Annotated in this window: 5 protein-coding genes and 1 pseudogene; 4 read left to right on the plus strand and 2 right to left on the minus strand. The window is 66.7% G+C overall.

The features are described from left to right. Positions 1-54 precede the first annotated feature (54 nt). Positions 55-759: a Crp/Fnr family transcriptional regulator gene (locus tag G3I19_RS14930; protein ID WP_164264072.1), complete on the minus strand. Its 705-nt coding sequence runs from the start codon at positions 757-759 to the stop codon at positions 55-57. Positions 760-1,128: 369 nt separating this feature from the next. Here G3I19_RS14930 and rpsL point away from each other — a divergent pair, with 369 nt between their 5' ends. The 4 genes from rpsL (at position 1,129) to tuf (ending at position 5,492) form a co-directional block, all read left to right on the plus strand. Continuing rightward, positions 1,129-1,500, plus strand: a complete 372-nt coding sequence (rpsL, locus tag G3I19_RS14935) for a 30S ribosomal protein S12 (RefSeq protein ID WP_003948652.1) — start codon at positions 1,129-1,131, stop codon at positions 1,498-1,500. A gap of 2 nt (positions 1,501-1,502) precedes the next feature. Beyond that, a complete protein-coding gene (gene rpsG / locus G3I19_RS14940; protein WP_164264073.1) occupies positions 1,503-1,973 on the plus strand; it encodes a 30S ribosomal protein S7 in 471 nt (156 codons plus the stop codon). A gap of 38 nt (positions 1,974-2,011) precedes the next feature. Continuing rightward, positions 2,012-4,141: an elongation factor G gene (gene fusA / locus G3I19_RS14945; protein ID WP_164264074.1), complete on the plus strand. Its 2,130-nt coding sequence runs from the start codon at positions 2,012-2,014 to the stop codon at positions 4,139-4,141. 157 nt (positions 4,142-4,298) lie between these two features. Continuing rightward, positions 4,299-5,492: an elongation factor Tu gene (tuf, locus tag G3I19_RS14950; RefSeq protein ID WP_164264075.1), complete on the plus strand. Its 1,194-nt coding sequence runs from the start codon at positions 4,299-4,301 to the stop codon at positions 5,490-5,492. 236 nt (positions 5,493-5,728) lie between these two features. Here tuf and G3I19_RS14955 read toward each other — a convergent pair. Then, a pseudogene (locus G3I19_RS14955) lies at positions 5,729-6,646 on the minus strand (hypothetical protein); the annotation flags it as partial.

Here is a 6,646-nt window from a genome sequence, read left to right on the forward strand (position 1 = left end):
GGCACTGAGGAAGTGTGACCGTGTGCACAGAGGGCGGGCCCTCTGCGCACACGGTCAGGCGCCCGCACCGATCCGTCGCAGTACGTCCGGGCGCAAGATGATCAATGTGCGGCGCCCTGTCACGACGACCTTGCGTTCTCGCAGTTCCTTGAGAAGCCGCTGAACCATCTCCCGCGAGGCGCTGATGGAACCAGCGAGCTCGACCTTGCTCAGCGGTACAGCCAGTTCGATGCCTTCCGGCACCGCCCGTCCGTGGGCCCTGGCCAGCTCCAGCAGCAGTACGGCGAGGCGCTCACGCACGGTGAGTGAAGCGAACTGCAGCCGCCGCTGGTCACCGGCGCGGGTGCGGTCGCTGGCCAGGCCGAGCAACTGCATCGCGGCGTCGGGGAACTCGGACAGGTATGTCCGGAACCCGTTGTAGTCGATCGTCCTGGCCCGTACCGCTTCCAGTGCTGTGACGGTGGCCGATCGCGGACGACCGGTGAGGGCGGCGGATTCGCCGATGATGTCTCCGGGGCCGCGCAGCGCCAGCAGCACCACGTACCCATTGGGTGCGGTGGCCGTCACCTTGGTCCAGCCGCTGAGGACGATCAGGACGTGAGCCGACGGTTCGTACTCCCGCACGAGCACGCTTCGTGGGGCGAACCGCATCTCGCGACCGAGAGTGAGCAGCGCGCCACGGTCTCCTTCTTCGAGGCGGGCCAGGAAGGGCACTCGGTCGTCGAGACCGTCTGCTCCCGGGGCCGGTACCTGCACCATGACCGTTCTCCGTCCCCCAGTGGCGGCCTGCAGGGACAAGTTACTGAAAGCAGCATCCGTGCCGGGCAGGAACGAGAAGACAGCCCGAGCGGCAGGCGTCGCCCTCGGTGAAGAAACATGGTGCGCGGGGGAGCTTCGCATTTGTTTTGACCACAGTCGATGCGGTAGGTACGCTCTGACCTTGTGCCTGGGGTGTGCCCTGGCTCCTGTGCGTGTCTTCAACCGCATGACGAGCTGTAAGTGACCACCGCAATCTGTGCCCTTCCCGCCATGTCGGCGGGGGTCTGCAGTATTCGACACACCCGACCGCGTGGGTCGGAGTTGTTCCAGGTTAGTTTCACTACACGGCACACAGAAACCGGAGAAGTAGTGCCTACGATCCAGCAGCTGGTCCGGAAGGGCCGGCAGGACAAGGTCGAGAAGAACAAGACTCCCGCGCTCGAGGGCTCGCCCCAGCGTCGTGGTGTCTGCACCCGTGTCTTCACGACCACCCCGAAGAAGCCCAACTCGGCGCTCCGCAAGGTCGCGCGTGTTCGTCTGACCTCCGGCATTGAGGTCACGGCCTACATCCCGGGTGAGGGACACAACCTGCAGGAGCACTCGATCGTGCTCGTGCGTGGTGGCCGTGTGAAGGACCTGCCCGGTGTTCGCTACAAGATCATCCGCGGTTCGCTCGACACCCAGGGTGTCAAGAACCGCAAGCAGGCCCGCAGCCGCTACGGCGCCAAGAAGGAGAAGTAAGAATGCCTCGTAAGGGCCCCGCCCCGAAGCGCCCGGTCATCATTGACCCGGTCTATGGTTCTCCTCTTGTCACCTCGCTGATCAACAAGATCCTGCTGAACGGCAAGCGTTCCACCGCCGAGCGGATCGTGTACGGCGCCATGGAGGGCCTGCGCGAGAAGACCGGCGCCGACCCGGTCATCACGCTGAAGCGCGCTCTCGAGAACGTCAAGCCGTCTCTCGAGGTCAAGTCCCGCCGTGTCGGTGGCGCCACCTACCAGGTGCCGATCGAGGTCAAGCCCGGTCGCGCCGCCACCCTCGCGCTGCGCTGGGTCGTCGGCTACTCCCGCGCCCGTCGCGAGAAGACGATGACCGAGCGGCTCACCAACGAGCTGCTCGACGCCTCGAACGGTCTTGGCGCTGCCGTCAAGAAGCGTGAGGACACCCACAAGATGGCCGAGTCCAACAAGGCCTTCGCGCACTACCGCTGGTAGTCGCTACCCACATCGAGACCGAGAGAAGATTGAGCCTTATGGCCACCACTTCGCTTGACCTGGCCAAGGTCCGCAACATTGGGATCATGGCCCACATCGACGCGGGCAAGACGACCACCACTGAGCGGATCCTCTTCTACACCGGTGTGAGCTACAAGATCGGTGAAGTCCACGACGGCGCAGCCACGATGGACTGGATGGAGCAGGAGCAGGAGCGCGGCATCACGATCACGTCGGCCGCGACGACCTGCCACTGGCCGCTCAACGATGTCGATCACACGATCAACATCATCGACACCCCGGGTCACGTCGACTTCACCGTCGAGGTGGAGCGTTCGCTCCGCGTCCTCGACGGCGCTGTCACCGTGTTCGACGGTGTCGCGGGCGTCGAGCCGCAGTCCGAGACCGTCTGGCGTCAGGCGGACCGCTACGGCGTGCCGCGTATCTGCTTCGTCAACAAGCTGGACCGTACCGGTGCCGAGTTCCACCGCTGCGTCGACATGATCGTCGACCGCCTCGGTGCGGTGCCGCTGGTCATGCAGCTCCCGATCGGCGCCGAGGCCGACTTCAAGGGTGTCGTCGACCTCGTCACCATGAAGGCGTTCGTCTGGTCCGCCGAGGCGTCCAAGGGCGAGATGTACGACACCGTCGACATCCCGGAGACGCACATCGAGGCGGCCGACGAGTGGCGCGGCAAGCTGCTCGAAGCCGTCTCGGAGAACGACGACGAGATGATGGAGCTGTACCTGGAGGGCCAGGAGCCCACCGAGGAGCAGCTGTACGCGGCCATCCGCCGGATCACCCTTGCTTCCAAGGGCTCCGCGGACTCCGTCACCGTCACTCCCGTCTTCTGCGGTACGGCCTTCAAGAACAAGGGCGTTCAGCCCCTGCTCGACGCGGTCGTCCGCTACCTGCCGTCCCCCCTGGACGTCGAGGCCATCGAGGGCCACGACGTCAAGGACCCCGAGACCGTCGTCAAGCGCCAGCCGTCCGACGACGAGCCGTTCTCCGGTCTTGCGTTCAAGATCGCGAGCGACCCGCACCTCGGCAAGCTCACCTTCGTCCGGATTTATTCGGGCCGCCTCGAGGCCGGCACCGCGGTGCTGAACTCGGTCAAGGGCAAGAAGGAGCGCATCGGCAAGATCTACCGCATGCACGCGAACAAGCGTGAGGAGATCGCGTCGGTGGGCGCGGGCGACATCATCGCCGTCATGGGGCTGAAGCAGACCACGACCGGTGAGACGCTCTGCGACGACAAGCAGCCGGTGATCCTGGAGTCCATGGACTTCCCGGCGCCGGTCATCGAGGTCGCCATCGAGCCCAAGTCCAAGGGTGACCAGGAGAAGCTGGGTGTCGCCATCCAGCGGCTCTCGGAGGAGGACCCCTCCTTCCAGGTCCACTCCGAGGAGGAGACCGGCCAGACCATCATCGGTGGTATGGGCGAGCTTCACCTCGAGGTGCTCGTCGACCGCATGAAGCGCGAGTTCCGCGTCGAGGCGAACGTCGGCAAGCCCCAGGTCGCGTACCGCGAGACGATCCGCAAGACCGTCGACCGTATCGACTACACGCACAAGAAGCAGACTGGTGGTACCGGCCAGTTCGCGAAGGTGCAGATCGCGATGGAGCCCATCGAGGGCGGCGACGCGAGCTACGAATTCGTGAACAAGGTCACCGGTGGCCGCATCCCCCGTGAGTACATCCCCTCGGTGGACGCGGGCGCGCAGGAAGCCATGAAGTTCGGCATCCTCGCCGGTTACGAGATGGTGGGTGTCCGCATCACCCTTCTCGACGGTGGCTACCACGAGGTGGACTCCTCGGAGCTCGCCTTCAAGATCGCCGGTTCGCAGGCGTTCAAGGAGGGTGCCCGCAAGGCGTCCCCCGTGCTCCTGGAGCCGATGATGGCCGTCGAGGTCACCACGCCCGAGGACTACATGGGCGATGTCATCGGCGACCTCAACTCCCGCCGTGGCCAGATCCAGGCCATGGAGGAGCGCAGCGGCGCTCGCGTCGTGAAGGGCCTCGTGCCCCTCTCGGAGATGTTCGGCTACGTCGGAGACCTCCGCAGCAAGACCTCGGGTCGCGCAAGCTACTCGATGCAGTTCGACTCCTACGCCGAGGTTCCGCGGAACGTCGCCGAGGAGATCATCGCGAAGGCCAAGGGCGAGTAACTCTTCCGAGTCCACGCTTTAGGCTTATCACCGGAGCCACTGGGGCATTCGACGCAGAGCGCAAGCAATGCGACGGGTGCCCCGGGCCCCGGCATCCCAGCAAAGATCACCTGGCGCCGATGAAGCAAGGCGTACAGAACCACTCCAGGAGGACCCAGTGGCGAAGGCGAAGTTCGAGCGGACTAAGCCGCACGTCAACATCGGCACCATCGGTCACATTGACCACGGTAAGACGACCCTCACGGCCGCCATTACCAAGGTGCTGCATGACGCGTACCCGGACCTGAACGAGGCCTCGGCCTTCGACCAGATCGACAAGGCTCCCGAGGAGCGCCAGCGCGGTATCACGATCTCGATCGCGCACGTCGAGTACCAGACGGAGCAGCGTCACTACGCGCACGTCGACTGCCCGGGTCACGCCGACTACATCAAGAACATGATCACGGGTGCGGCGCAGATGGACGGCGCCATCCTCGTGGTCGCGGCCACCGACGGCCCGATGCCGCAGACCAAGGAGCACGTGCTCCTGGCCCGCCAGGTCGGCGTTCCGTACATCGTTGTCGCGCTGAACAAGGCCGACATGGTGGACGACGAGGAGATCCTCGAGCTCGTCGAGCTCGAGGTCCGTGAGCTCCTCTCCGAGTACGAGTTCCCGGGCGACGACCTTCCGGTCGTCAAGGTCTCGGCGCTCAAGGCCCTTGAGGGCGACAAGGAGTGGGGCAACACCGTCCTCGAGCTGATGAAGGCCGTCGACGAGTCGATCCCGCAGCCCGAGCGTGACGTCGAGAAGCCGTTCCTGATGCCGATCGAGGACGTCTTCACGATCACCGGTCGTGGCACCGTCGTCACCGGTCGTATCGAGCGTGGTGTCCTCAAGGTCAACGAGACCGTTGACATCGTGGGCATCAAGCAGGAGAAGACCACCACCACGGTCACCGGCATCGAGATGTTCCGCAAGCTGCTCGACGAGGGCCAGGCCGGTGAGAACGTCGGTCTGCTCCTCCGTGGCATCAAGCGCGAGGACGTCGAGCGCGGCCAGGTCATCATCAAGCCCGGTTCGGTCACGCCGCACACCGAGTTCGAGGGCCAGGCGTACATCCTGTCGAAGGACGAGGGTGGCCGTCACACCCCCTTCTTCAACAACTACCGCCCGCAGTTCTACTTCCGTACCACGGACGTAACGGGCGTTGTGACCCTTCCCGAGGGCACCGAGATGGTCATGCCGGGGGACAACACCCTCATGACCGTGTCGCTGATCCAGCCCGTCGCCATGGAAGAGGGCCTGAAGTTCGCCATCCGTGAGGGTGGCCGGACCGTGGGCGCCGGCCAGGTCACCAAGATCCTCAAGTAATCACTTGACGGTCTGACCTGGTCGCTCACACAGAGCACCTGGTAACAGCAGAGGGCCCCCGGTCCGCCGTTCGTCGGCGGACCGGGGGCCTTTCTGTGTGCGCGTTTGTGTGCGTGTTCCGGCGCCTGTGCCTGGTGCGGCCAGACGTCCCGGAAGCTGGGCGCCGTGAAAGTTGTACGTATCGGAAGCCAGGCGCTCCGGAAGCCATGGGCCCCGGACGTTGTACGTCCCGGAAGCTATACGTCCCGGACCGGCCGCCACAGCCAGGGGAGCGCTCCGGGGCCGAGACCGGCGACGGTCGGGCCGGGGGAGTCCCCGGTGGTGCCGGCGGCCGTTCCGGTGGTCCCGGCCGGCTTCGTGGTCCCGGGCGTCCTTGTGGTCCCGGCGGTGCCGGCCCTCCCCGGGGTGCCGGCGCTCTCGGTCAGCAGGGTGGCTCCCGCGAGCGGTACGACGCCGTCGGTACGCCGCAGCACCTTCCCGTTCAGCAGGAGCTGGACGCGGCCGCGGTCGTCCTGGCCGAGCAGTACGGGCCCCGTGGGCCGGGCGGGGGAGTGCCCGCCGGACCCGGCGCCGGTGCGGGATCCGGTGCCGGCGCCGCCCAGGTGCACATGGGTCGTCGCGGCCGTCGCGGGCCTGCGGTAGTACACGTCCACGCCGCCGTCCGGCGCCGCGACCGCGGCGGGCACGTCCCCCGGCAGCGGCAGAAGCGGGTCAGGGTGCAGCTCCAACGGCCCGCCCGCCACGGTCTGGGCCCAGTGGTGCACGGTGTCCCGGCCCGAGGCGAAGACATGGACGCGGCCCGACGCGTCGACCGCGGCGGAGAGGCCGTCCTGGATCTGGGCGCCGCCCAGGTCCCGCCAGGGGGACCAGCTTCCCGTGGTGGAGCGGACCCGGGTGCTGATGCCCTGGGCGGCGTTGCGTACGAAGAGGTGCACCTGCCCCTCGCGGTCCGTGACCGCGACGGGCACGCCGATGCGGCGGCCGCGGTCCGGGTCGCTCTCCGGGTTGCCGAGCCCCGTCCACGCCGCGAACTCCCCGCCGGGCGTGCGCTGTTGGAGCAGCACGATCTCGCGCGTGTTGGTCGAGCCGTGCCCGGCGATCGAGGAGAACCGCAGCCCGAACAGCAGCTGCCGGCCGTCCTTGAGCGCGGCCGC

Source organism: Streptomyces sp. SID10853 (assembly GCF_010548145.1).
Classification (GTDB): Bacteria; Actinomycetota; Actinomycetes; order Streptomycetales; family Streptomycetaceae; genus Streptomyces.

Bases quoted from the DNA above. Each gene is read 5' to 3' on its own strand.
- G3I19_RS14930 (WP_164264072.1), bottom strand. From the start codon at position 759: ATGGTGCAGGTACCGGCCCCGGGAGCAGACGGTCTCGACGACCGAGTG.
- rpsG (WP_164264073.1), top strand. From the start codon at position 1,503: ATGCCTCGTAAGGGCCCCGCCCCGAAGCGCCCGGTCATCATTGACCCG.
- fusA (WP_164264074.1), top strand. From the start codon at position 2,012: ATGGCCACCACTTCGCTTGACCTGGCCAAGGTCCGCAACATTGGGATC.